We start from the raw sequence: 23510 nt of genomic DNA, 5'->3' as shown, positions 1-23510 counted from the left end.
TTATCATTTGAGGGTGGCATCCGGTCCTGAGCAGGGCCGGTGCCGGGTGGGGCGCGCAGGTGCGCCCGGCCATCCTTTCCTGTTACGGCTGGTGTTTCATGCACGCACGTCCCGTCGTTCCCGGCTTGCCGGCGCTGGTGTTGGCTGCCCTGATCGGCACCATGGCGATGATGTCCTTCGTCGCCGTGATCGGCCCGGTAGTCCGCATGCTCGGTTTGTCCGAGTGGCATGCCGGGCTGTCAGTCACCGCTGCAGGCGTGTTGTGGATGCTGGCCGCGCGCCCGTGGGGGCAGCTCAGCGACCGCATCGGCCGCAAGCGCGTGCTGATGCTGGCGATGAGTGCCTACACCGTGGTCTACATCGCGCTGGCGGTGTTCATCGACGTTGCCCTGCAGGCGGTGCCGCCGGTGCTGGTATCGGTACTGGTGCTGGTAGGTGCGCGCGGCCTGATCGGCCTGTTCTACGCCGCGGTGCCGCCTACCGCTGCGGCTCTGATCGCCGACAAGGCGCCAACTGGACAGCGTGCCAGCTTCCTCGCGCGGCTGGGCAGCGCAAATGCATTGGGCATGGTGCTGGGTCCGGCCGCCGCTGGCTGGCTGGCCTATACGAATCTCTCGCTGGCGCTGTATGTGGCTGCACTGCTGCCATTGGTGGCGTTGGCGCTGCTGGCCTGGCGACTGCCGGCGACGCCCCCGGTGGCCGCTGGCAACGCACAGCGTCGCACGCCGATGAGTCGCCTCGACCCCCGCCTGCGCCTGCCACAGCTGGCGGCGTTCATCGCGATGGTCTCGGTGACCATCGCGCAGGTCACGGTGGGCTTCTTCGCGATCGATCGCCTGGGCCTGGATGCGGCGGCGGGCGCGCGCATGGCCGGCATTGCACTCACAGCGGTCGGGGTCGGCCTGATCCTGGCGCAGGCGCTGGTGATGAAGCTGGACGTACATCCACGCCGCTGGATCGTCGTGGGTGCCCTGATTTCCGGCATCGGCTTCGCTTCGGTGGCAGGCGTGCAGCAGGCTTGGCAGTTGCCAGCGGCGTACGCGCTGGCGGCGTTTGGCATGGGCTTCGTATTCCCCTCGTTCCAGGCGCTGGCCGCTGACGCGGTGGAAGCGCACGAGCAGGGGGCTGCCGCTGGCACCGTCGCTGCCGCGCAGGGATTGGGCATGGTGGCCGGGCCGATGCTCGGCACGCTGTTGTATCGCGGCGGGCACAGCCTGCCTTACCTGTTGGTCGGTGCGCTGCTGCTGTTGCTGTGCGCACTGGCCGCAGCGCATCGGATGAAGGAGACCCCATGAACGATTCCCTGATGCAGGGGGCGTGGCCGGAAGCAGCGCCAGTGCCACTGGAGAGCAGTGACGACGCGTCGCTGTTCCTGCTGCAGCATGCCGGCCAGCACGTGCACGCCCGCGGTTGCCGCGCCACGCTGCCGGCCGGTGCACTGGCAACATTGGCAGAACGCGTTTCGGAGTTCTTTGCGCAGCAGCGCGGCGGTCCGGGTCTGCTGGTTGGCGCGGTGCCGTTCGAACCGCGTGCGGACGATGCGCTTTACCAGCCTGAGCGGCTGCTGCCGGCTCTGCCATTGCAGCCGCAGGCCGCACCGCCGATGGACGGCGCCCTGCTGGCCGAGCCTGCGCCGCAGGACTATGCCGCCGCAGTCGCTGCGGCTGTGCAGGCCTTGCGTGCGCCCGAGCAGAATCTGCACAAGGTGGTGCTGGCGCGCAGCCTGCTGGCCCGCACCCGCCAGGCACTGTCTCCGGATGTGCTGCTGGCACGCCTTGGCGCAGATCCCTCGGTGGCAACCTATGCTGTGCCGCTGCCGGTGGAGCCGGGTCAGGCGCCAGCCTGGCTGGTGGGGGCAACCCCGGAGCTGCTGCTGCGCAAGCGCGGCGCCGAGCTGTTGTCGCACCCGCTGGCGGGCTCCGCCCGGCGCAGCGCCGATGCCGCAGAGGACGAGCGTGCCGCGCAGGCGCTGCTGGCCTCGACCAAGGACCATGACGAGCACCGGCATGTGGTCGAGGCCATCGTCGATGGCCTGGCGCCTTACTGCAGCCACATCGATGCACAGCCGCGCCCGGTGCTGCATGCCACTGCAAGCATGTGGCACCTCGGTACCCGCATCCACGCCACCCTGAAGGATCCGCAGACGTCCGCCGCTGAACTGCTGGCGCAGCTGCATCCCACGCCAGCGGTCTGCGGAACGCCGCAGCTGGCGGCGCTGCAACGCATCCGCGAGCTGGAGCCGGTGCCGCGTGGCTTCTATGCCGGGGCGGTGGGCTGGTTGGATGCACAGGGTGACGGCGACTGGTATGTGGCGATCCGCTGTGCACGACTGCAGGGCGCGCAGCTGCGCCTGTATGCCGGTGCTGGCATCGTCGCTGATTCGCAACCCGAGGCAGAGGTTGCCGAAACCGCAGCCAAGTTCGCTGCCCTGTTGAATGCGCTCGGCGTCCATGAGCCGGCGCCCACCATCGAGCCTGCTGCATGAACGCTTCTTCTGTTTCTTCCCGCCTGCCACTGCAGCAGGTGTGGCCTGATGACCTGGTCGCCCGCTATCGCGAGGCAGGGCATTGGCGCGGCGAGACCTTCCCGGCGTTCCTGCGTGAGCGCGCGGAGCGCTACGCCGACGATATCGCGGTGGTCGCCGGTGATGTCCGCCTGAGCTACGCGCAGCTATGGCACGAGGCCGGACGCATCGGCGCCGGCCTGCTGGCACTCGGCCTGCAGCCGGGCGAGCGGGTGCTGGTGCAGCTGGGCAACAGCGCAGGGTTCATCACTACGGTCTGTGGCCTGTTCCGCGCTGGGCTGGTGCCGGTGTACGCGCTGCCTGCGCACCGCATCACCGAACTGGTGCATTTCGCCAACAAGGCGGAGGCCAGTGCCTACATCACCACCGACGTGCATGACGGCTTCGATCATCGTACGTTGGCGCGGCCGCTGCAGGCTGAAGTGCCCGCGATACGCGAGGTGGTGATTGATGGCGATGCACAGGAGTTCACCGCACTGGAGACGCTGCAGGGCGATCGCGGCCAGTTGCCGGCCGATCCGGACCCGCAGTCGGTGGCGTTCCTGCAGATTTCCGGTGGCAGCACCGGGCTGTCCAAGCTGATTCCGCGCACCCACGATGACTACATCTATTCGTTCCGCGCCAGCAATGCGATCTGTGGCATCGACCGCGACAGCGTGTATCTGGTTGCGCTGCCGGCCGCGCACAACTTCCCGATGAGTTCGCCGGGCTTCTTCGGCGCGTTGTACGCCGGTGCCCGCGTGGTGCTCAGCCCGGGCCCCGGCCCGGATGCGGCCTTCCCGCTGATCGCGCGGGAGCAGGTGACCTGCTGTGGCCTGGTGCCGCCGCTGGCCTTGCTGTGGGCGCAGGCGGCCGCAACCAGCAAGCATGATCTGTCCAGCCTGCAGGTGCTGCAGGTGGGCGGCGCCAAGCTGGTGCCGGAAGCCGCGCGGCGGGTGATCGACGGCCTCGGCTGTACCTTGCAGCAGGTGTTCGGCATGGCCGAAGGGCTGGTGAACTACACCCGCCTGGACGATCCGGAAGAACTGATCGTGGCCTGCCAGGGGCGACCGATCAGTCCTGACGACGAAGTGCGCGTGGTCGATGACCATGACCAGCCGGTGGCCGAGGGCGAGGTGGGGCATCTGCTGACGCGTGGCCCTTACACCATCCGCGGCTACCACAACGATGCGGTGGCCAATGCGCGCTCGTTCACCGACGACGGTTTCTACCGTACCGGTGACCGTGTGCAGCAGCTGCCCGGTGGCTACCTGGTCGTACAGGGCCGTGCGGGTGACCACATCAACCGCGCCGGCGAGAAGATCTCCGCCGAGGAGATCGAGGACCACCTGCTGGCACATCCGGGCGTGTTCGATGCGGCCGTGGTCTCCATTCCCGACGAGTACCTGGGCGAGCGCAGTTGCGCCTTCGTGATCCCGCAGGGCGAACCGTTCAAGGCCCCGGCACTGAAAGCCTGGATGCGCGGGCGCGGCCTGGCCGCATTCAAGGTGCCCGACCAGGTCGTGTTCGTCGACAGTTTCGATACCACTGCGGTCGGCAAGATCAGCCGCCGCGAACTGCGCGCGCAGCTGCGCGCGCGTCATCTGCAACAGACAGGAGGAACGCGCTGATGGCGCTGCCCCGTATCACCGACTATCCCTTGCCGACCGCCGCCGAACTGCCGCAGGCGCGTGGACCGTGGCGCCCGCAGCGCGATCGTGTCGCGCTGCTGGTGCACGACATGCAGCGTTACTTCCTGGCCGCATTCGACGCCGGCAATGCACCGCTGCGGCCGGCCGTGGACAACATCGCACGCCTGCTGGCGCATTGCCGCGCGCACGGCATTCCGGTGTTCTACACCGCCCAGCATGGCGACCAGGACCGCCGCGACCGTGGCCTGCAGGCCGACCTGTGGGGGCCGGGCATGCGCCGCAGTGCTGACCACGAGCCGATCATCGAGGCGCTGGCACCGCAGCCGGGGGAGCACGTGCTGGTCAAGCACCGCTACAGTGCCTTCCAGCGCAGCAACCTTGAAACGCTGATGCGGGTGCGCGGCCGTGACCAGCTGCTGGTCACCGGCGTGTACGCCCATATCGGCTGCACCGCGACCGTGGTGGAAGCCTTCCAGCGCGACATCGAAGCGTTCATTGCCGCCGATGCGGTGGCGGATTTTTCGCGTGCCGATCACGATCAGGCGCTGCACTGGATTGCGCGCACCAGTGGCGTGCCGATGACCACCGACCAGCTGCTGGAGGTGCTGTGATGGCTGCCACCGGTGAGGCGCTGGATCTGGAGCGAATGCGTGCCGACGTGGCGCGTGTCCTGGAGTGCACACCGGCCGAGATCGGTGACGACGACAACCTGATCGACCTGGACCTGGATTCGATGCGCATGCTCGGGCTGGTCCTGGCGTGGGGCAACACCGGCCTGCCGCTGGAGTTTTCGCAGCTTGCCGAGCACACCACGCTGCGCCAGTGGTGGGGCGTGGTGCAGAAGCTGCAGGCCGCACAGAGCGCATGAACGCCGTCGCGCTGGCCACGCCGGTGGCATTGACCGAGGCGCAGGCGGGATTGTGGTTCGCACAGCGGCTGGCACCGGACAATCCGTCGTTCAACACGGCACATGCGGTGTGGATCGATGGGCCATTGGATGTGGCTGCGTTCGTCGCAGCGGCAGACGAGGCCGCCGTTGAGGCAGAGGCCTTCGCGCTGCGCTTTGCCGAGGGCGACGACGGCCAGCCCCTGCAGTGGTACGACCCGGCACATGTGCCACGGCTTTCGGTGCGAGACGTTTCCGCCGAAGCGGATCCCGTAGCTGCGGCGCGTGGCCTGATGCAGGCCGACCGGTTGAGCCCGGTGGATCCCACCCGCGATCGGATCAGCCAGCAGCTGCTGCTTGATCTGGGCGGGCAGCGCTGGGTCTGGTACCTGCGTGTGCACCATCTGGCCGCCGACGGCTACGGCATGGCGCTGTTCACGGATCGCGTGTGCGCGTTGTATGCCGGCCGTACCGGTGAGCCGCTGCCAGGGCTGGCGGGCGTGCTGGCCGATGACGTCGCCTATCGTGCCGATCCGCGTCGCGCGCAGGCCGGGCAGTGGTGGCGCGAGCACATGCAGGGCGCACCGGCAGGCGTGGGCCTGGCCGGTACGCATGCGGCCAGCGACGACGCGGTGCGTTGGGTGCAGCCGCTCGATGCGGCGTTCCGTGGGCAGCTGCTGCAGGCCTCGGTGCGTTGGCTTCAGCCCTGGCCGGACGTACTGGCCGCGTTGTCGGCCGAGTACCTGCGACGGATGAGCGCCGCCGATGAAGTGGTGCTGGGCGTGCCCTACATGGGGCGGCTCGGCAATGCGTCGGCGCGGGTGCCGGCGATGGTGATGAATGTGTTGCCACTGCGCGTGGCCGCCAGCGAGGGCAGTGTCGAGGCCTTTACCCGCGGGTTGGGCCGGCAGCTCAGCCAGGGTCGCAAGTACGGCCGTTACCGAGGCGAACAGCTGCGCCGGGACCTGGGCCTGGTGGGCGCGCAGCAGCGCCTGCACGGTCCGCTGGTGAATGTGCAGCCGTTCTACAGGCCACTGGCCCTGCCAGGCGTGCAGGCGACACTGGAGGTGCTGTGCACCGGCCCGGTGGATGACCTGACGCTGGGCTTCCGTGGTGATGGCCAGAGCCTGCTGGATCTGGAGATCGAGGCCAACCCCGCGCTGTACGGTCGCGAAGATGTGCAGGCGCACGCGGCGCGGCTGCTGCATTTCGTGTCGGCGGCACTGCAGGCTGAAGACATCGCGGCCGTGCCGCTGGCCACCCTCGAAGAAGCGCAGCGGGTAGTGCATGGTTTCAATGCCACCGCGCATGCGCTGCCACCGACAACGTTGGTTGAACTGCTGCAGCAGGGCATGGACCGTGATCCGCACGCACCCGCGCTGGTCTTTGGTGTTTCCACGCTGGACTACGCAACACTGGAAGCGCGCAGTTTCGCACTGGCCGCACAGCTGCGTGCGATGGGCGTCGGCCCGGGCAGCGTGGTGGCGGTGGCATTGCCGCGCTCGCTGGAGCTGGTGATCGCGCTGGTCGCGGTGCTGCGTGCCGGAGCCGCCTACCTGCCGTTGGACCTTGCCCATCCCGATGAGCGCCTGGCGCGTATTCTCACCTCGGCACAGCCGGTGTGCGTACTGGCCGCTGCGGACGTCTCGGCGCGTCTGGCCGATGTGCCGGTGCTTGCGCCGGAGCAATGGACTGCGCTGAGTTTTGCCGCACCGTGGGCCGATCCTGCGCCCAGCGATGCGGCCTATGTGATCTATACGTCGGGCTCAACCGGTGAGCCCAAGGGCGTGGTCATCGAACACCGCGCCATCGTCAACCGTTTGCTGTGGATGCGCGAGCACTATGGCTTCCGTGCCGATGATCGCGTGCTGCAGAAGACCCCGGCGACCTTCGATGTCTCGGTCTGGGAATTTTTCCTGCCGCTGCTGTGCGGGTCCACCCTCGTGGTCGCTGGGCCGGACGCGCATCGCGATCCCACTGAACTGGCCCGGCTGATCCGCGAGCAGGGCATCACCACGGCGCATTTCGTGCCTTCGATGCTCGATGCCTTCCTCGCTGCGCCGGCTTCGGCGGGACTGCAGCTGCGTCGGGTGTTCACCAGCGGAGAGGCCCTGGATGCAGCGTTGCGCGAGCGCTTCCATGCACGCGTGCACGCCGAACTGCACAATCTGTATGGCCCGACCGAAGCTGCGGTGGACGTCAGCTACTGGCCGGCGTCGGTGCAGGATCGTTCGCGGCCGGTGCCGATCGGGTTCCCGGTCTGGAATACCCGCCTGTACGTGCTGGACGCCCGCATGCAGCCGGTGCCGGTGGGCGTGCCCGGTGACCTGTACCTGGGGGGCGTCCAGCTGGCGCGTGGCTACCTGGGCCGCGACGACCTGACCGCCGAACGCTTCCTGGCTGATCCGTTCCTGGCGGGCGAGCGCATCTACCGTACCGGCGACGTGGCGCGCTGGCGTGGCGATGGCGCGGTCGAGTACCTGGGCCGCAGCGACCATCAAGTGAAACTGCGTGGCCTGCGCATCGAACTGGGCGAGATCGAGGCGGCACTGCGCGAACTGCCCGGCATGGAGCGCGTGGAAGTGCTGCTGCGCCAGGACGTTCCCGGCGATGCCCGGCTGGTGGCCTATGTGCCAGCCGCGCTTGCCGACGCTGTGCTGCTGCGCAGTCATCTGGCCACGCGCGTGCCGGACTACATGGTGCCGTCGGCATTTGTCGGTGTGGACCACTGGCCGGTGACCGCCAATGGCAAGCTCGACCGCAACGCGCTGCCGAAGCCGCCGCAGAATGAGGTTGCCGGATTGGCGCCGCGCACGCCGCTGGAACAGGAGCTGGCCGTGCTGTTCGCCCAGGCGCTTGGGCGCCAGGCACCGGTGGCGGTGGATGCGGATTTCTTCAGTCTCGGCGGTGACTCGCTGTCGGCGGTGCACCTGCTGCTGGCGATCGAGCAGCGCTGGCGCTGCGATCTCGGTCTGGGGGCCTTGTTTGCCCAGCCGACCGTGGCAGCACTGGCGGTTCGTATTGCCGAGCCGCCCACGCTGGCCGATCACGCGCTGGGGCCGGTGATCGCGCTGGCCGCGACCGAAGCGGCCGGGACCACGCCGCTGTTCGTGCTGCACCCGGCCGGTGGCATCGCCTGGAACTACCGCACCCTGGCCCGGGCACTGCAGCCGGCACGCCCGGTGTATGGCCTGCAGTCGCCGGCACTGGACGCGCGGCAGCCGCTGCCGAGCAGCATCGAGGCGATGGCCAACGACTACGTGCAGCGCGTGGTTGCACTACAGCCGAAGGGGCCGGTGCACCTGCTGGGCTGGTCGGTGGGGGGCATCCTCGCGCAGGCGATGGCGGTGCGCCTGCATGAGATCGGGCGCGAGGTCGGCGAGCTGGTGCTGCTGGACGCCTATCCCAGCGAGTGCTGGCGGGCCGAGCCGGAGCCCGATGCCATCGCCGCATTGCGCGCACTGCTGGCGATTGCCGGACATGATCCGGACGCACATCCGGAACTGGACAGCCGCGAGCGCATTCTCGGCTTCCTGCGTCGTGGCGGCAGTGCGCTCGGCAGCCTGCCGGACGTGGTGCTGGACGGCGTGGTGCGTGCGGTGACCGGGACCAATCGACTGATCCGCGAACACATCCACCAGACGTTCGACGGCACGCTGGTGCACGTCCGCGCTGGCCGCGATCATCAGGCACGGCCACAGCTGCAGTCGGCGTTGTGGCGGACGCATGCGCGCAAGGTCCAGGCGCTGGAACTGCCGTTCCTGCATGCCGAACTGACCGGCCGCGATGCGGTGGCGCAGCTGGCACCGTGGTTGTCGGCGCGGCTGCGCCAATGGGACGAGCAACAGGAGATCGCAACATGCAGTTGACCGGTTTTGAAGGCCGCGTAGCGCTGGTCACCGGTGCATCCGGCGGCATCGGTGAGGCACTGGTACGTTTGCTGGCCGAGGCCGGCTGCACGGTGGTGGCGACTGACCGCGACGTGCCATGCGTGGCCGACGCACGGGTACAGGCCTTCGCCCTGGACGTGACCGACAGTGCTGCCGTGGACGCGCTGGTGGATCAGGTGGAGACGCGCGTCGGGCCGATCGCGCTGGCGGCCAGCGTAGCCGGTGTGCTGCATGTGGGCAGCGTCACCGAGACCGACGATGACGATTGGCGGCGGGTGTTCGCGGTCAATGCCGATGGTGTATTCCACGTCGGACGGGCGTTGGCGCGGGTGATGTCACCGCGCCGCCAGGGCGCGATCGTCACGGTCAGCTCGAATGCCGCCGGTGTACCAAGGCACGGGATGGCGGCCTATGCGGCGTCCAAGGCCGCGGCCACGATGTTCACCCGCTGCCTCGGGCTGGAGCTGGCGCCGCTGGGCATCCGTTGCAACATCGTTGCTCCGGGTTCAACACTGACCCCGATGCAGACCGGCATGTGGCAGGACGCGCATGGCGCAGAACGCGTGATCGCCGGCAGCCTGGAGACCTACAAGGCCGGCATTCCACTGCGAAAGCTGGCCACGCCTGACGACATCGCCCATTCGGTGTTGTTCCTGCTGTCCGAGCAGGCCGGCCACGTGGCGATGAGTGACCTGTACGTAGACGGCGGCGCCACCCTGCGCGGCTGAACCCTGATCGCGCGACATCCGCTGACGCCCGGTAGTGCCGGCCGCTGGCCGGCCACCTCAGCCAGATTTCGGGAATCGCCATGCCTCCAGCAAGGCATGCTCCGACATCCAAGCTCAGTCGCCCGATCCACCATGGGCCATGAGCAGCTATCGCCTACGTCTGGGCCGGCATTCGATCAACGGGCAGGCCTACATTCTGACCACAACGACGCATCAGCGCCGCCGGCTTTTTGAAAGCAGAGCCACCGCTGGCTGCGTGATCCATCAATTCCACTACATCGAACGACGAGGACTCGTACGATCGCTGGCCTGGGTTGTGATGCCGGATCACGTGCATTGGATGCTGGAGCTGACGTCTGCGAACTTGGCGGATGTTGCACGCCGGCTCAAGTAGTCCAGCTCGCTGGCGTTCAACCGGTTGGCGGATCGTCGGGGTGTGGTATGGCAGTCTGGCTATTACGACCATGCGGTGAGGGCCGCGCGGAGTCGCTTGAGCTGCAGGCCCTGTACATCATGGGGAATCCCATCCGGGCCGGGCTCACCGAAGCGATCGGGGAGTATCCGTTTGCATGGTCGGCTTGGCTGTGATGCCGGCCAGCGGCCGGCACTACCGGGAGATGGCGGGTGACTCTTGGCGGGCGGTCAGGGCAGCGTGAGGCGGTACACCAGCACGCGGTTGTCGTTGTCGTACGGGCTGTCGCAGGCTTGGCCCTGCATGCGGCAATGGCGGGCGATGAAGTCGTTGTCGTTGCCGATCAGCAGCAGCACGTCGTTCGGATGCTGCGGGTCGAGCGCCGGGAGCACATCCATGGCTTCCCACTTTTCCGACAGCAGCCCGGCATGCGGGCCGCGCTTCGTGTCCAGGTCCAGCCCGGCACGCGCAAGCTGCGGGCGGTCGAGCAGGTTCAGCAGTTCGTCGCTGCGGGCTGGCATGATCTCCGGCTTCAGTGCAGTACCGGTCGGGTTGGCCAGCACCGAGGCCGTGCCGGTTTCATACGCACTTTCGGCGAGGTTGGTGGCATCGGTCACATCCACCAGCAGCACCGATTTGTAGACGATCGGGTCGTCGCCGTCCTTGCCCAATCCATTGCCATCGCGGGCCAGCAGCAGGAAGCGGGTGGCATCCAGCGCACGCAGCTCACTCTGCGCAGCGGTACGGTCCAGCTTGCCCTTGCCATCGTGTGCATAGGCAGGCAACGCCATCACGTAATGGCCGATCGGCTGCTGTGGCGTTGGCGAGGCTGTCACGTCGTAGACCAGCACACGGGTGTTGATGCGACCGGCCGCATTGCCCTGTGCGCTGTCCTGCAGCGTCGCGCTCTGCAGGGCCACGAACAGGCGGCTGCCGTCGGGCGAGAGGCCCATGCCTTCCACGCCCTGGTTGTTGCGGCGCCCAGTCTGCGGCGGCGCCAGCGAACCGAAGGCGGGCTTGCCATCGCGCTGGGGACGGATCGCAGGCGGTGCAACGATCACGCCCTGCAGCTGGCCCTGTGCATCGAAGTAGTAGACGTTGGCGGTGTACTCGTCGCCGATGTAGAAGTGGCCATCGGCGGTGAACTGCAGCGATTCCGCGTCCAGCGAAACCTTGCCCGCACCGGCGCCGCTGGCCGGCGAGGGCAGCACCACCTCGCGCTGGGTGATCGTGTGGTCGCCCGGGTCGGCGCCGGTGAACGGCCGGCCGTTGAAGTCCTTCAGCACCACGCCCTTGTCCGGCACCATCGTCAGCGTGCCCAGCGCACCGGGCTTGCCCGGGATGACGTCGATATGCAGCTGCATGCGCTCCACGCGGCCGGTGTAGTCGTAGAACAGGCCGGCTTCTGGATCGTTGCGGCCACGGTCGGGCAGGGTCCACAACACGCCTTCGTAGCCGTTGGCGGTCCGTTTCCAGGTGCCGGGCTGCACCGCCAGCGACGAGAACGATCCCAGCGTGTCGCCAAGGAAGTCCACCGTGCCGGCCGGCAGCCGCCCGGCCGCGACCAGCCCCTTGTCCACGTAGGTGCGGCCACTCAGTTCCAGCGTGCGGGGTGGTGCACCACTGGCCTCGTGCGGGGCGGAGTAGCCGCTGGCGGAGAGGGAGGCAAGCAGCAGGGCGGTCGCGAGCATCGGTGGACTCCGGGCGTTCGATCAGAAGCGAAGGTCGATCGTACCGAACACCTGGCGCGGTGCCGAGGCATGGAACACGTACAGCTTGCCGGACGGATCGCTCGGTGCGAACACGCTCGAATCCAGGTTGCTGGCGTAGCGCTTGTTGGTCAGGTTGGTCACGTTGAACGACAGGCGCATGCCTTTGGCGAAACCGACCTGGCCGAAGTCATAGCCACCGGCCAGATCGAACACGGTGAAACCGCCGAACCCCTGGTCGTTGGTGTAGGTGTAGAAGCGCTCGCCGGTGTACTTGCCACGCAGACTGGCGAACCAGCCGTTGTCACGCCAGGTGATCTCGGTGGCCAGCAGCTGTTTGGGCGTATCGGTCTGGATCTTGCCCTTGATCTGCTGCTCGACGCCCGCCTGCACGTAGTTGGACGCATAGGTCGAGCGGTTCAGCGAGGCCGACGTGTACCAGCTGAAGTGCTCGTTCGGGGTCCACAGCACGGTCAGCTCGGCACCACGGCTGTCGACGCCGCCGACGTTGTAGAAGCGGTTGCCGCAGGTCGGACCGACCGGCTGCCGCGAGTCACAGGGGTTGTACTGCAGCAGGCGGTTGTCGAAACGTACGCTGTAGGCCGCGATCGAGGCCTGCAGGGTGTCGGTGACGAAGCGGTAGCCGGCCTCAAGCGAACGGGATTCTTCCGGCTTCAGGTCGTCCTGTGCGTTCCAGGTGGCCTGGCTGACCGCCTGCGGGCCCAGCTTGAAGCCGCCCTGGAACATGGCGATGTTCTCGGCGTAGCTGGCGAACACTTCGTGATGCTCGGTCAGGCGGAAGTTGGCACCCACGCTTGGCAGGAAGTTCTTGCTGGCCTTCAGCGAGCCGGTGGCGAACTGGTTGTTGGAGGTCGGCGAGATCGGCGTCTTCGCGTCGCCCGGCAGCGCCTGTGCGTCGGAGGTGGCATGCGGGCTCTTGGCACCGAACTCCAGGGTCAGGCGATCATCGAGCAGGCGCCAGGTGTCCTTCAGGAAGAACTGATGGGTCTTCCAGCGCGTGCGCTGGGCGAACACGCCGACATCGGAGGGCAGGGTGTTCATGCCACTCAGGTCGCGCGGGCCGTCCACGGCGGTCTGGTAGCGTTCGGCGCTGCTGGTGTTGCGCTCGTACCAGACGCCACCCTCGATGCGGTGCGCGCCCAGTTCCCAATCGAATGACAGCGTGCCGCCATCGCGGTCGATGGTATAGATCGTGTTGCGGAAGATGATTGGGATTTCCTGCGCGGTGCCCTTGTTCGACCACGCACCGCTGTTCCAGTTGTGGCCTTCGCCGCGATCGTCGTGGTGATAGGCCAGCGCCCGCAGGCTGAAGCCATCGGCCAGGAAGAAGTCGCCCGCCAGGTAGTAGAGGTTGTCATCGCGCAGGATCTGCCCTGCGGTGAACGCCCCGTCGGCATCCTTGTCCGGGCCGCTGTTGTCGCACTTTTTCGCATTGAAGCTGGCGGTGTTGCAGTAGGCCTTGGCCACAGCCTTGTTCCAGTCCGGCGCGTAGCCGCCCCAGTCCCAGCCGAGGCCGCGCGACATCTCGTCCTTGGACAGGTAGAAGTAATCGGCCTGGGTGGTGCGCGACGTATCGACGAAACCGGTGATCTGGCCGCGACCGAAGTTCCACACGCCCTTGGCGTTGAACTGCTTGGTGGTGGATTTGTTGTAGGCGGTCTGGTCGTTCCAGAGGTCGGAGACCGCGTTCATGCCGGAAACATAGCCGGAGAACCCGTTGTAATCACCGCTGTCCACGCGCACGAAGGTGCGGCGGTTGGCATCGCTGCCGAAGGTCTGCACCACGCGGCCGCCGAGTTCCTGCGCCGGGCGGTCGGAGGTATAGGAAATGGTGCCGCCGAGGTTGCTGGTGGAAGGCGTGCCAAGGCTGCCGATACCCACCGCAAGTTCGGCGCCGGCCATGTTCTCGCTGATCAGCGCGCGGTTGATGGTCAGGCCGTTGTAGTTGTTGTACGCGCCATCGCCCAGCGGCACGCCATCAAGCGTGTAGCCGAGGCGGGTGGAGTTGAAACCGCGCAGGCTGAGGGTCATCGACTGCTCGTTGGTGCCCAGCGCATCGGCCGACTGCGCGTTGACGCCCGGCAGCAGGTTGAGGGTCTTCTGCAGGCTGGTGCCCGGCGGCAGGATGTCGAGGTTCTCGCGGGTGATGCGCTGCACCTGGCGCGCTTCACCGCTGCCGATCACCGAAACCGCGTCGAGGTCGGTGGCGGACGTGCCAGTGGAGGTCGGGGCAGCATCCTGCGCCCAGGCCGCGGGGGCGAGCGCGATGGAAAGCGCGGCGGCCAACAAAGTCTTGGTCATGTTGCGGACACTCAGGCAGGCACGAGCCACCGCGTGGGCGCGGAGCTCATGGAATTCGAAAGGAGGGACAGCCGATGCGACTGCGGGCGCTGCAGGCGCCGTGGGTCAACGTGAAAATGGTGCGCTAGACAGATGACTGTCTGGTGACATGTTCATACATTGCGCGGGGCGCGCGACGGCACACGCAGGATGGGTAGTGCCGGCCGCTGGCCGGCAGCCCGTTGAACCTGCGGCTGTCAATCAATTGCCGGCCAGCGGCCGGCACTACACGTTGGGCGTTTGGCGCGGCTTGCGCGTGCGCTTCGGCTTTGCGGTGTCACTGCCGCTGGCGGCGCCATCCTGCAGCGCCTGCAACCACGACAGGGTGTCCACGTAGTCGATGAAATGGCGCAGGCAGCCAGGGCTGGTCGCCTGCATCATGTCGAGCATGCGCTGCACCAGTACCGCCGAGTTCAGCGGGCCGCCGTCGGCCGGGGCCTCGGTGCGCAGCGAGCGGCGCACCTGCAGTTCGCTGCGCAGCTCCGACCACTCGCGCTGTACCTGCTGCAGCATCGGCACCTGCGGGTAGTGCGGCAGCGAACGCGACCCCGCATCGAGGTCGCGCACCAGTGCGCGCAATCCTTCCAGGGCGGGCGGCTTACTTGCCATCCGGCGCCTTGGGCTTGGGAATAGGGGCGATTTCCACGCGGCGGTTGCGTGCGCGGCCTTCCTCATTGGCATTGGAACTGACCGGCTGCTCGCTGCCGAAGGCGGCGGCGAACACGGCGTCTGCGGGCACACCGTCGGCAATCAGGGTGCGGGTCACGGTCAGCGAACGTTGCGCCGACAACTCCCAGTTGTCGGCGAAGCGGCGGTTGCCTTCGCGCACCGGTGCGTCATCGGTGAAGCCGCTGACCATCAGGATCTCTTCGCGGCTGCCCAGGTAAGCGGCCAGCGGTGCGGCCAGGCTGCGCAGCAGCTCCTGGCCTTCCGGCTGCAACTGGTCGGAGTTCAGTGCGAACAGCACGCTGCCGCTGATGCCGATGCGGCCATCGACCAGCGTCACGCGACCGGCGGCGAGCGGGCCGGCCAGCGCCTGTTCCAGGGTCTGCAGGCGCTTGGCTTCGGCCTGCCGCTGTTTCACTTCCTGGTCCAGCCGCTGCGAGAGCTCCAGCTGCACGGCGACCACGCCGACCAGGATCAGCACGAACGCACCCAGCAGCACCGACATCAGGTCGCCGAAGGCGGCCCAGATCGGGGCGTGTGAGCCGCCATCGACCTCCAGCTCGTCGCTCATGCGCTGCCGGCCTTGCCGCGGCGCGTGGCCAGCTGCTGCAGCTCTTCCATTACCTGCTTCTGCGACAGCAGGCTGAGGTCGACCACCTCGCGCGCCTGCGCCACGTAGTAGGCCAGCTGCTCATCGCTGCGCGCCAGCGATGCATCCAGTGCACCGCCGATCTGCTCCAGGCGGCCGGACAGCTCGGCCGAGGCCGTACCGAACTGCTCGACAGCGGAACCGAAGGTGCTGGCCAACTGGCCCACTTCACCGGCGCTGCCGTTGAGCGCTGCGGCGATGCCGTCCAGCTTCCCGGTCTCGGCGGCGATATGGTCGGTGAAGCGGTTACCGACGCGTTCCAGCAGCTCGGCCGAACCACCGACCAGCGCGTCCACCGCGGTGCGCTGTTCGTGCGAAGCATGGTTGATCGCATCGAGCAGGGTCTGCACGGTGGCCAGCAGGCGACCGCGCTCTTCCAGCATTGCGTTGTCGCGCACGAGGCTTTCGGACAGGGTGCTGCGCAGTTCGTTGATGACGTCGGCAGCGGCCTTCGGCGCGGCTGCCGCGGTCTGCAGCAGGGTGGAGACTTCGGCCAGCGTTGCGCTGGCCTGTGCACGACCGTTCTCGCCGATCTGCTGTGCGGTCGCCGCCAGCGTGTCGCAGACCTGCTGCTGCTGCGCAGCCAGGCGTTCGCCGTTGGCCTGCAGGCGCTCGGCCAGGTCGGAAGAAACGTGCTGCAGGGCATCGCTCCAGCGCTGCAGGCGCTGTTCGTCGCCGGCCTGCAATTGAGCCTGCAGCGTGGCGTGGGCCTGCTGCAGCTCGGCACTGACCGCGTCCCAGCGCGCTTGGCGCTGCTGTTCCCGGCTGTCCAGGCTGGCCTGCAGTTCGGCGTGCGCGTTGGCAGTAGCGGTCTGCGCGGCCTGCCAATCCTGCAAGCGCTGTTGTTCGTGGTCCTGCAGCAGCGACTGGCTGGCGCTGTGGCGCTGGTCCAGCGCCTGCAGCAACGCCTGCGCACGCGCGTCCAGATGCTCGCTGGCGTCCAGCAACGCTTGCTGCTGGCGTTCGACCAGCGCGCTGTTCAGTGCCTGCTGCTGCTCGACGGCGGCGCGCCAGGCGTCGGCGTTGCCGCTGGCATCGGCCTGCAGGCGCTCGCCGATGCGCGCGACGAGTGCTTCGGCCTGCGTGCCCTGGCCATCGCTGAAGGCCTGCAGGTGCCGGCGCAGATCGTCCACCAGGGCCTGCTGTGCCTGGCTCTGTTCACTCACCACCTTGGCCCAGCTGGCTTCGGTCGCAACGCGGCTGCGCTCGAAACCGTCGCTCAGGCCAGCCAGCTGCTGCTGCACGGCCTGCTCGACGCGGGCGTTCAGCGCTTCGCCATGGTGAGCCAGACCAGCCAGGGTGGTTTCGGCCATCGGCTGCAGCGCGCCACCGATGGCGGCGGCACTGGCTTCGGCGCCTTCGCGCAGCGACTGCTGCAGCGAGGCCGCCAGGCGCTCCTGCAGCGCCTGGCTCTGGGTCAGGAATTCGGCCTGGCCGGCGAGCAGGCGCTCGTTGGCGACCGTGCTGTGCTGTTCAAAGGTCTGCGTCATCGCCTGCAGGCGATCGACCAGCGCCGGCAGGGCGGCGGACTGCACCTGCAGCAGGCGCAGCGACTCGGCGCGCTGCCAGGCCTGCGAGTAGGGATGCAGGTCACCGGCAATCGCCCGGTCCAGCTGCTGCACGGCCTGCAGGCGGTCGCGGCGCAGCAGCGCCGCCAGCAGGCCCAGCATGGCCGAGCTGGCCACGCCTGCGATCGAGGTGCCGAATGCTACCGCCAGGCCCTGCACCGGTGAGGCGAGCGATCCGCGGATGGCGGCCATGTCGGTGGCGCTCTGCAGGGCCAGGCCGGTGCCGCGCAGGGTATCCATCATGCCCAGCAGGGTGCCGAGCATGCCCAGCAGCACCAGCAGGCCGACCAGGTAGGGGGTCAGTACCGGCGCGGGCAGGGCGGTGCGCTCGCCTTCCACGCGCAGGCGCACGGCGTTGCGCAGGCCCACCGGCACGCGCTCCAGCCAGGGGGCAAGGCTTTCCCTGGCGCCGGACAGATCACTCAGTGCGGTGCGCAGGCCGTTGCTGGCCTGGCGGTAGCGGTACAGCTCCACGCCACCGGCGATGTAGCAGGCCGCGATGATCGCCGCCACCGCTGCACCCAGCGGATGCACCGAAACGTAGCCAATGCCGATCCAGCACACGGCCAGCAGGCCGACAAGGAAAACAACGACATGGAAAGCAGTTCTGGACATGGTGTTCCGGTCAGTGGGAGCGCAGGGCGTCTTGCAGCCCTTCGATCGGGTGGAAGCGCAGCTGCAGTTCGGCAAGCAGCAGGGTGCGCATGTCATGGCGGAAGGCCGCGCGCCAGCCGGGCTGGCCGTGCACGCGTTCAAAACGGGCGCCGAGCACCGCCGGCGCAGTGGCCAGCAGGCTGTGTTCGCGCGGGGTGAGGGTCTGTTCCATTACCGCATCGACCTCGGCCAGTCGTGCCAGCTCGGGTGAAACCTGCACCAGCTGATCGCGCAGGCGGCCGCGCAGGCGCCCCGTGGCAGTCTGGATGGCCTGCTGCAGCACCCGGTAGCGCTGGCGCAGCGAGGCGAAATTGGGGGCGGCGGCGGCTTCGGCCAGGTCCAGCAGGCGCTCGGCCTCGGCATCCTCGCGGATCGAGGCCAGCAGGCTGGCGTGGGCCTGGGCGCAGTCGTCCAGCACATCCCCGGCCGCTTCGGCGGCCTCGCCCGGCTCGGGCAGGCGTCCGCCGAGCGCCCCGGACAGGGCCACGGCACGGCTCCAATCCACCCACTGGCCGAGGCGATCGGTCAGGGCGGGACTGCTGGCCGGCATCGCGCCGTCGCTGAGACGGGCGAGCAGGCGGAGGAATTCCGGTCCACCCAGGACCGGCTGCGCTGCGTTCGCCATCAAGGGGTGAGGGGCCAAAAACCGTTGATTTTACAACCAGATGACCCGGCCTGGATGAAGGCGGGGCCGGGGGAGGGCACCCGCAGGCGCGACAGGGCTTAGAATGTCCGGCTGCACCCATCCGTTCGACCCCTGGAGTACCCCATGACTGTTGCGCAGTTCTACCCGATCGGCACCCCCGGCCAGCCCTGGGGCGACGCGGAACGCGCACAGTGGCGGGCGCGCCAGCAGCGCCAGCGCAGCTACCAGGAGGACGTGGTGGCCGCGCTTGAGCGCCTGGATGACAGCGTCTTCGACGTGATCCAGTACGGCCAGCTGGACTATGCACCGGACCACTACCCCTTGTTCGCCGTGGTCAACCACGACTGGAACCCGGCGCTGCCGACCGCGCTGATCACCGGTGGCGTGCATGGCTACGAGACCAGTGGCGTGCACGGCGCCCTGCAGTTCCTGGAACAGCAGGCCGAGCGCTACCTGGGCCGGCTGAACCTGATCGTGGCGCCGTGCGTCAGCCCGTGGGGCTACGAGCGCATCCAGCGCTGGAACCCGGATGCGATCGATCCCAACCGCAGTTTCCGTGACGGAGGCCAGATCGAGGAAGCGGCCGCCCTGATGGCGTGGGTGGCCGAGCGCAGGCCGAACCTGCTGGTGCACCTGGACCTGCACGAGACCACCGACAGCGACCTGCACGAGTTCGACCCGGCCCGCTGCGCCCGCGATGGCAAGCCGTTCGAGCGCGACACCATTCCGGATGGCTTCTACGTGATCGGCAACAGCGAAGATCCGCAGGCCGAGTTCCAGAAGGCATTGATCACCGCCGTGGCCCCGGTCACCCATATCGCCCCGGCCGATGCCGAAGGCAACCTGGTCGGCCTGCCGCTGCAGTCGCCGGGCGTGGTCTGGGGTGAATCGCGTTCGATCGGCGCCTGCGCCGGCTTCACCGACGCGCGCTTTGCCACCACCACCGAGGTCTACCCGGACAGCCCGCGCACCAACCCGCAGGAATGCAACGACGCCCAGGTGGCGGCGGTGTGCGCGGGCCTGGATTTCGCCCTGGCGGCGCAGTAGCGCGCCACGTTCCGGGCAGCGACCGGCATCAGCCGGCGCCTTTCTTTCGCCGGTGAGGTGGCCACAGCCGGCGAAGCCGACGCGCGGCAACCTGCAAACACATCCAGATCGTGCTGGTACACCCCGCTGTTGACCGCGAACAGGCCCAGCAGCGAGTGGAAGAGGTTGTCGTGGCTGTGCGCACGGTGCAGGGCATTCTGGTGCAGGCAGGCCAGTTCCAGGCCTGCGTTGCGGCTGAATTCCGGTGAGAACCACATCACCATCGGCACTTGGGTCTGCTCGCGCGGGGCGATGAAGTAGGGCGTGCCGTGCAGGTACATCCCGCGTTCGCCCAGCGACTCGCCATGGTCGGACACATAGATCAGTGCGACATCACGCTGGTCCGCATAGCCCTGCAGCAGGTCGATGGCCTTGCCCAGCAGTTGGTCGGTGTGGACCAGAGTGTTGTCGTAGGTGTTGACCAGCGCCTCGTTGCTGCAATGCTGGATCTGGTTGCTGTCGCAGGTCGGGCTGAAGGCCCGCGACGCTGCGGGATACCGTTCAAAGTAGGTCGGCCCATGACTGCCGAGCTGATGCAGCACGATCAGGGCGTCGCCGTTGATGGCATCGATGCGTGCGCCGAGCTGGTGCAGCAGCACGTCGTCGTAGCAGGTGCCGTCGGCGTTGACGCACTGGCCGGCCACCTTCAGCGCAGGCATGTCCTCGGTCGGTACGCGTTCGCACACGCCCTTGCAGCCGCCGTTGTTGTTGTTGCGCCAGAGCACGCTTATGCCGGTGCGCTGCAGGATGTCGAGCACGTTCTCCTCGGTTGCGGCGCGCACGTCGTCGTACTGGCCTCGGGTCATCTGCGAGAACATGCACGGCACCGAGATGGCCGTGGCGGTTCCGCATGAGGAGACATCATTGAAGCTGATGACGCCTTCCTTGCGCGAGAGCCGGGGATTGGTCGCGCGTGGGTAGCCGTTGAGCTGGAAGTTCTGTGATCGCGCGGTCTCGCCGACGACCAGGATCACCAGCTTCGGGCGCGGGCCCGGCATTCGCCGTGCGTCCATGCCGATCGCGCGCAGCGGTTGCTGGCGGGTGCTGTAGAGGCTCTTCAGGTAACCGTGGGTATGCCGCACCACGTTCAACGGCAGCACCTGGTCGCGGATGTAGCGGTTGTTGCGAAGCAATGACGAATAGTCCTTGTAGAACGCAAAGCCGATCGCCAGCAGCACCATCATGGAGACCAGGACGTTGACTGGCCACACCAGCAGCGAACGTATCGAGCCCGCCCCGCTGGCGGTGCGCATCAGGACGAGCCCGGTCGCGGGCAGCACGCCCAGCGCCAGCAAGGTCAGCAGCAGTGGCAGCGACAGATAGGCGTTCAGTTCGGCCTGGTTGGTCTCGAACACGTTCTGCACCATGCTGCGGTCGATCAGCACGTTGTAGTGCAGCATGAAGTAGCTGCAGGCGGCGCTGATGACAACGAGCAGCACCAGCAGCGGCCTGCGCAGGAACGGCAGTGCCAGCAGTGGCGTCAGCAGCAGGTTGAACAGGCAGAACAGCACCACCGGCAGGCTGGCCAGGAACAGCGCGCCGCGCAGGCTGTTGAGGTCGATCAGCCCCCACAATGTCTTCCAGAGGGCGATGTTTCCAATCGTGGTGAAGAACAGTGCGGCGGCCCAGACCAGAACGATCGGATGGGGCCGGGGGAAACGGAGGCATTGACGCACGAGCAGGTTCCGCAGAACAGGAGTGCGCGCAGTATCGAAACGGCTTTATCAGGAAGTTGTCAGGATTGCCGGGCTAGCCCAGCAGGATCACGCCCCACACTGCGCCGACCATCAACAACGCGGTGGTCTGCGCGGCGCTGCCCATGTCCTTGGCGTTCTTGGACAGCGGGTGCTGCTCCAGCGAGATGCGATCAACCACAGCCTCAATCGCGGAATTCAGCAGTTCCACCAGCAGGCTGATGAAGCAGACCGCCAGCACTATCGCGCGCTCGACCGTGCTGATTTCCAGTACGAACGCTGCAGTGATCAACAGCGCGTGCAGAAGCAGCAGCTGACGAAAGGCGGCCTCCCCGCGGAAGGTGGCGATGAAACCATCGCGCGAATGGATGAGGGTGTGGAAGATGCGGCTCAGACCGGTCTTGCCGTGCGGGTACTTGCCGCTGTCCTTGGGGTGCTGCATGCTGTTTCCGCCGTGAAGTAAGCAATCCCCAGCATGTGCACGCGTGCGTCAGGAAACCGTCAGAGCGGCCACTCCAGGCTGAACCGGCATCCCCGCTGCGAGGAATGCACCGTCATCCTCCAGCCCAGGTGCCCGACGATGCGCTGTACGATCGACAGCCCCAGTCCCTCGCCACTGTGCGGGCTGCCGGGCAGGAAACGCTGGAACTGCTGTGGGTCGATACTGGACGGCAGGCCGGGTCCCGTGTCGGCGATGACGAGTGCGGTGTCGTGGAGGGTGATCCGTACTTCGCCCCGATCGGTGTACTGGCAGGCATTGCGCAGCAGGTTCCAGATCACGCTGTGCGCCAGATCGGCGTTGGTGTCCAGCACGGCTTCGTGCTGGCCATCAAGCGCAATGATCACCGGCTTGCCGGAAATCCAGGGCTGGCAGCGCTCCATGCAGGATTCGATCAGCGGGCGCAGGGCCACCTTGTTGTGCGGCACGGTACTGGGGTCGCGTGAGAGCAGCAGCAGGCAGGTCAGCTGGCGCTGCATCTCCTGGGTGGTGCGCAGGATGCGCTCGGCGCTGGGAACCAGGTGGCTGTCGGCCGGAAGCTGGCAGGCGAGCGTCTCCGCAGCGCCGCCGATGATGGCCAGCGGCGTGCGCAGCTCGTGGCTGGCATCGCCGCTGAAGCACTGTTCGCGATGCAGGAACCGTTCGAGCTCGTCACTGTGTCGGGCGAAGGCGCGGGCGAGTACACCGATCTCATCGCGCGCGTCCTGGTAGGGAAAAGGCTTTTGGCCGTCCTGCACCGCGTCCGCCAATCGCGTGATGGGTGCGATGACGTGCGTCGCTACCTTGCGGCCGATCAGGAAGGCGCCGAGCACGCAGATCGAAATGACCAGTGCCGCAAAGGCATTGATCAGGTGTTCCAGGTAGCCATAGGGTGCCGCGTCCTGCAGCAGGTAATATCGTTGGCCGCCACTATCGAACACGCGCAGGTGCCACTCGTTGGGCGCCTCTTCGCCGTGATAGCCCGGACCGTATTGGCGCAGCACGACAGGCACGTCGTGGGCATCGAAAAGCTGGGTCCCCGGTGGCAGGGCGGGGCGTTGGCCGCGAGCCAGCGCGGCCTGCAGCCGTTGCACTTCGCCGTGCTGTGTCCGCGCGACGACAGCAGCCCGCACCTGATCGTAGTCGACCTGTTCGGCCAGAACGATGAAACCCATGGCGCCGGCCATCGACAGCACGAACGAGATCGTGATGCGTGTACGCAGGCTCAGGCGGCGGTAGAGGGAGGCAGGGCTCACGTCTGCATGCGCCAGCCGACGCTGTGCACCGTGGTGATCAGCGCGGTATCGAAGCTGCGGTCCACCTGCAGGCGCAGTTCATGGATGTGTGTTCGCAGCGCGCCGCTGTCCGGTGGTTCGTCGCCCCAGACCAGGTATTCCATCTCCTGCTTGCGTACCACGGCCGGCGCCGCGCGCACCAGGCACATCAGCAGCTTGTGCGAGGTAGGCGTCAGTGCGATGCAGCGACCCTGCCGCCAGGCCTGTGGCGAGCGCGTGTCCACCTGCAGGTCCTTCCACGCCAGCACGCTCTGGACCTGGCGACCCTGCGCCCGTCGTACCAGGGCCTTGATCCGCGCATCCAGTTCCGTCAGCGAGAACGGTTTGACCAGGTAGTCATCCGCGCCCAGGGCCAGGCCCTGCACGCGGTCTTCGACCGGATCGCGCGCGGTCAGCATCAGGATCGGTACCGGGTTCTGGAACTCCTGGCGCAGCTTCTGGCACAGCGTCATGCCGTCCAGCCGCGGCAGCATCAAGTCCAGCAGGATGGCGTCGTAGTCGTGCTGCGTGGCCCGGCGCAGTCCGCTGGCGCCGTCGCGGGCGTCGTCCAGTACGTAGCCCAGCGGTTCAAAGAAGGCATACAGATTGGCAACCAGCTCGGGGTTGTCTTCGATGATCAGCAGGCGGGTCATG

The 23510-nt window shown here is 67.5% G+C and carries 18 protein-coding genes and 1 pseudogene; 9 read left to right on the top strand and 10 right to left on the bottom strand.

Features of this window, described 5'->3' with window-relative positions:
* Nucleotides 1–98: 98 nt before the first annotated feature.
* From AC5P88_RS09335 to AC5P88_RS09300, 8 genes and pseudogenes are all read left to right on the top strand, one after another.
* Nucleotides 99–1295 (top strand): MFS transporter, encoded by a 1197-nt coding sequence (locus AC5P88_RS09335; RefSeq protein WP_111111970.1) that lies wholly within the window; start codon nucleotides 99–101, stop codon nucleotides 1293–1295.
* Nucleotides 1292–2485, top strand: coding sequence for an isochorismate synthase (locus AC5P88_RS09330; RefSeq protein WP_111111971.1), 1194 nt, complete (start codon nucleotides 1292–1294; stop codon nucleotides 2483–2485). The genes AC5P88_RS09335 and AC5P88_RS09330 overlap by 4 nt, the downstream gene beginning before the upstream one ends.
* A complete protein-coding gene (locus AC5P88_RS09325) occupies nucleotides 2482–4134 on the top strand; it encodes a (2,3-dihydroxybenzoyl)adenylate synthase (protein ID WP_495224861.1) in 1653 nt (550 codons plus the stop codon). Before AC5P88_RS09330 ends, AC5P88_RS09325 begins: the two co-directional genes overlap by 4 nt.
* Complete coding sequence (locus AC5P88_RS09320; protein ID WP_024958585.1) at nucleotides 4134–4766, top strand: isochorismatase family protein; 633 nt, start codon at nucleotides 4134–4136, stop codon at nucleotides 4764–4766. The genes AC5P88_RS09325 and AC5P88_RS09320 overlap by 1 nt, the downstream gene beginning before the upstream one ends.
* On the top strand, nucleotides 4766–5023 hold the full coding sequence (locus AC5P88_RS09315; RefSeq protein WP_106550551.1) for a phosphopantetheine-binding protein: 258 nt from the start codon (nucleotides 4766–4768) through the stop codon (nucleotides 5021–5023). Before AC5P88_RS09320 ends, AC5P88_RS09315 begins: the two co-directional genes overlap by 1 nt.
* Entirely contained in the window at nucleotides 5020–8910 is a 3891-nt protein-coding gene (locus AC5P88_RS09310) for an enterobactin synthase subunit F (protein ID WP_495224860.1), read from the top strand. The genes AC5P88_RS09315 and AC5P88_RS09310 overlap by 4 nt, the downstream gene beginning before the upstream one ends.
* The gene (locus AC5P88_RS09305; RefSeq protein WP_495224859.1) at nucleotides 8901–9659 is read left to right on the top strand and encodes a 2,3-dihydro-2,3-dihydroxybenzoate dehydrogenase; all 759 of its coding nucleotides are present in this window, start codon (nucleotides 8901–8903) and stop codon (nucleotides 9657–9659) included. The genes AC5P88_RS09310 and AC5P88_RS09305 overlap by 10 nt, the downstream gene beginning before the upstream one ends.
* A gap of 139 nt (nucleotides 9660–9798) precedes the next feature.
* Nucleotides 9799–10247, top strand: a pseudogene (locus tag AC5P88_RS09300) (REP-associated tyrosine transposase).
* A gap of 54 nt (nucleotides 10248–10301) precedes the next feature.
* Here AC5P88_RS09300 and AC5P88_RS09295 read toward each other — a convergent pair.
* The 6 genes from AC5P88_RS09295 to AC5P88_RS09270 form a co-directional block, all read right to left on the bottom strand.
* Nucleotides 10302–11762, bottom strand: coding sequence for an esterase-like activity of phytase family protein (locus AC5P88_RS09295; RefSeq protein WP_495224858.1), 1461 nt, complete (start codon nucleotides 11760–11762; stop codon nucleotides 10302–10304).
* 21 nt (nucleotides 11763–11783) lie between these two features.
* On the bottom strand, nucleotides 11784–14102 hold the full coding sequence (locus AC5P88_RS09290; RefSeq protein WP_495224857.1) for a TonB-dependent receptor: 2319 nt from the start codon (nucleotides 14100–14102) through the stop codon (nucleotides 11784–11786).
* Nucleotides 14103–14366: 264 nt separating this feature from the next.
* Entirely contained in the window at nucleotides 14367–14750 is a 384-nt protein-coding gene (locus tag AC5P88_RS09285; RefSeq protein WP_495224856.1) for a DUF2894 domain-containing protein, read from the bottom strand.
* Nucleotides 14740–15378, bottom strand: coding sequence for an OmpA family protein (locus tag AC5P88_RS09280; protein ID WP_099553377.1), 639 nt, complete (start codon nucleotides 15376–15378; stop codon nucleotides 14740–14742). Before AC5P88_RS09280 ends, AC5P88_RS09285 begins: the two co-directional genes overlap by 11 nt.
* On the bottom strand, nucleotides 15375–17639 hold the full coding sequence (locus AC5P88_RS09275) for a DUF802 domain-containing protein (RefSeq protein ID WP_495224855.1): 2265 nt from the start codon (nucleotides 17637–17639) through the stop codon (nucleotides 15375–15377). Before AC5P88_RS09275 ends, AC5P88_RS09280 begins: the two co-directional genes overlap by 4 nt.
* A gap of 10 nt (nucleotides 17640–17649) precedes the next feature.
* The gene (locus AC5P88_RS09270) at nucleotides 17650–18303 is read right to left on the bottom strand and encodes a DUF3348 family protein (RefSeq protein ID WP_495224854.1); all 654 of its coding nucleotides are present in this window, start codon (nucleotides 18301–18303) and stop codon (nucleotides 17650–17652) included.
* Between the two features lie 144 nt (nucleotides 18304–18447).
* Here AC5P88_RS09270 and AC5P88_RS09265 point away from each other — a divergent pair, with 144 nt between their 5' ends.
* Complete coding sequence (locus AC5P88_RS09265) at nucleotides 18448–19371, top strand: M14 family metallopeptidase (protein WP_495224853.1); 924 nt, start codon at nucleotides 18448–18450, stop codon at nucleotides 19369–19371.
* Here AC5P88_RS09265 and eptA read toward each other — a convergent pair.
* From eptA to AC5P88_RS09245, 4 genes are all read right to left on the bottom strand, one after another.
* Complete coding sequence (eptA, locus tag AC5P88_RS09260) at nucleotides 19275–21086, bottom strand: phosphoethanolamine transferase EptA (RefSeq protein ID WP_495224852.1); 1812 nt, start codon at nucleotides 21084–21086, stop codon at nucleotides 19275–19277. The genes AC5P88_RS09265 and eptA overlap by 97 nt on opposite strands.
* Before the next feature lie 73 nt (nucleotides 21087–21159).
* Nucleotides 21160–21546: a diacylglycerol kinase gene (locus tag AC5P88_RS09255; RefSeq protein ID WP_111111375.1), complete on the bottom strand. Its 387-nt coding sequence runs from the start codon at nucleotides 21544–21546 to the stop codon at nucleotides 21160–21162.
* A gap of 59 nt (nucleotides 21547–21605) precedes the next feature.
* Nucleotides 21606–22838, bottom strand: coding sequence for a HAMP domain-containing sensor histidine kinase (locus tag AC5P88_RS09250; RefSeq protein WP_111203820.1), 1233 nt, complete (start codon nucleotides 22836–22838; stop codon nucleotides 21606–21608).
* Nucleotides 22835–23509, bottom strand: coding sequence for a response regulator transcription factor (locus tag AC5P88_RS09245; protein ID WP_111203819.1), 675 nt, complete (start codon nucleotides 23507–23509; stop codon nucleotides 22835–22837). Before AC5P88_RS09245 ends, AC5P88_RS09250 begins: the two co-directional genes overlap by 4 nt.
* Nucleotide 23510: the final 1 nt, after the last annotated feature.

The sequence above is a fragment of the Stenotrophomonas sp. YJH_SMC_8 genome (assembly GCF_059371315.1).
Note: the sequence above shows the minus strand (reverse complement) of the source record. Positions and strands in the feature narration are given on the sequence as shown.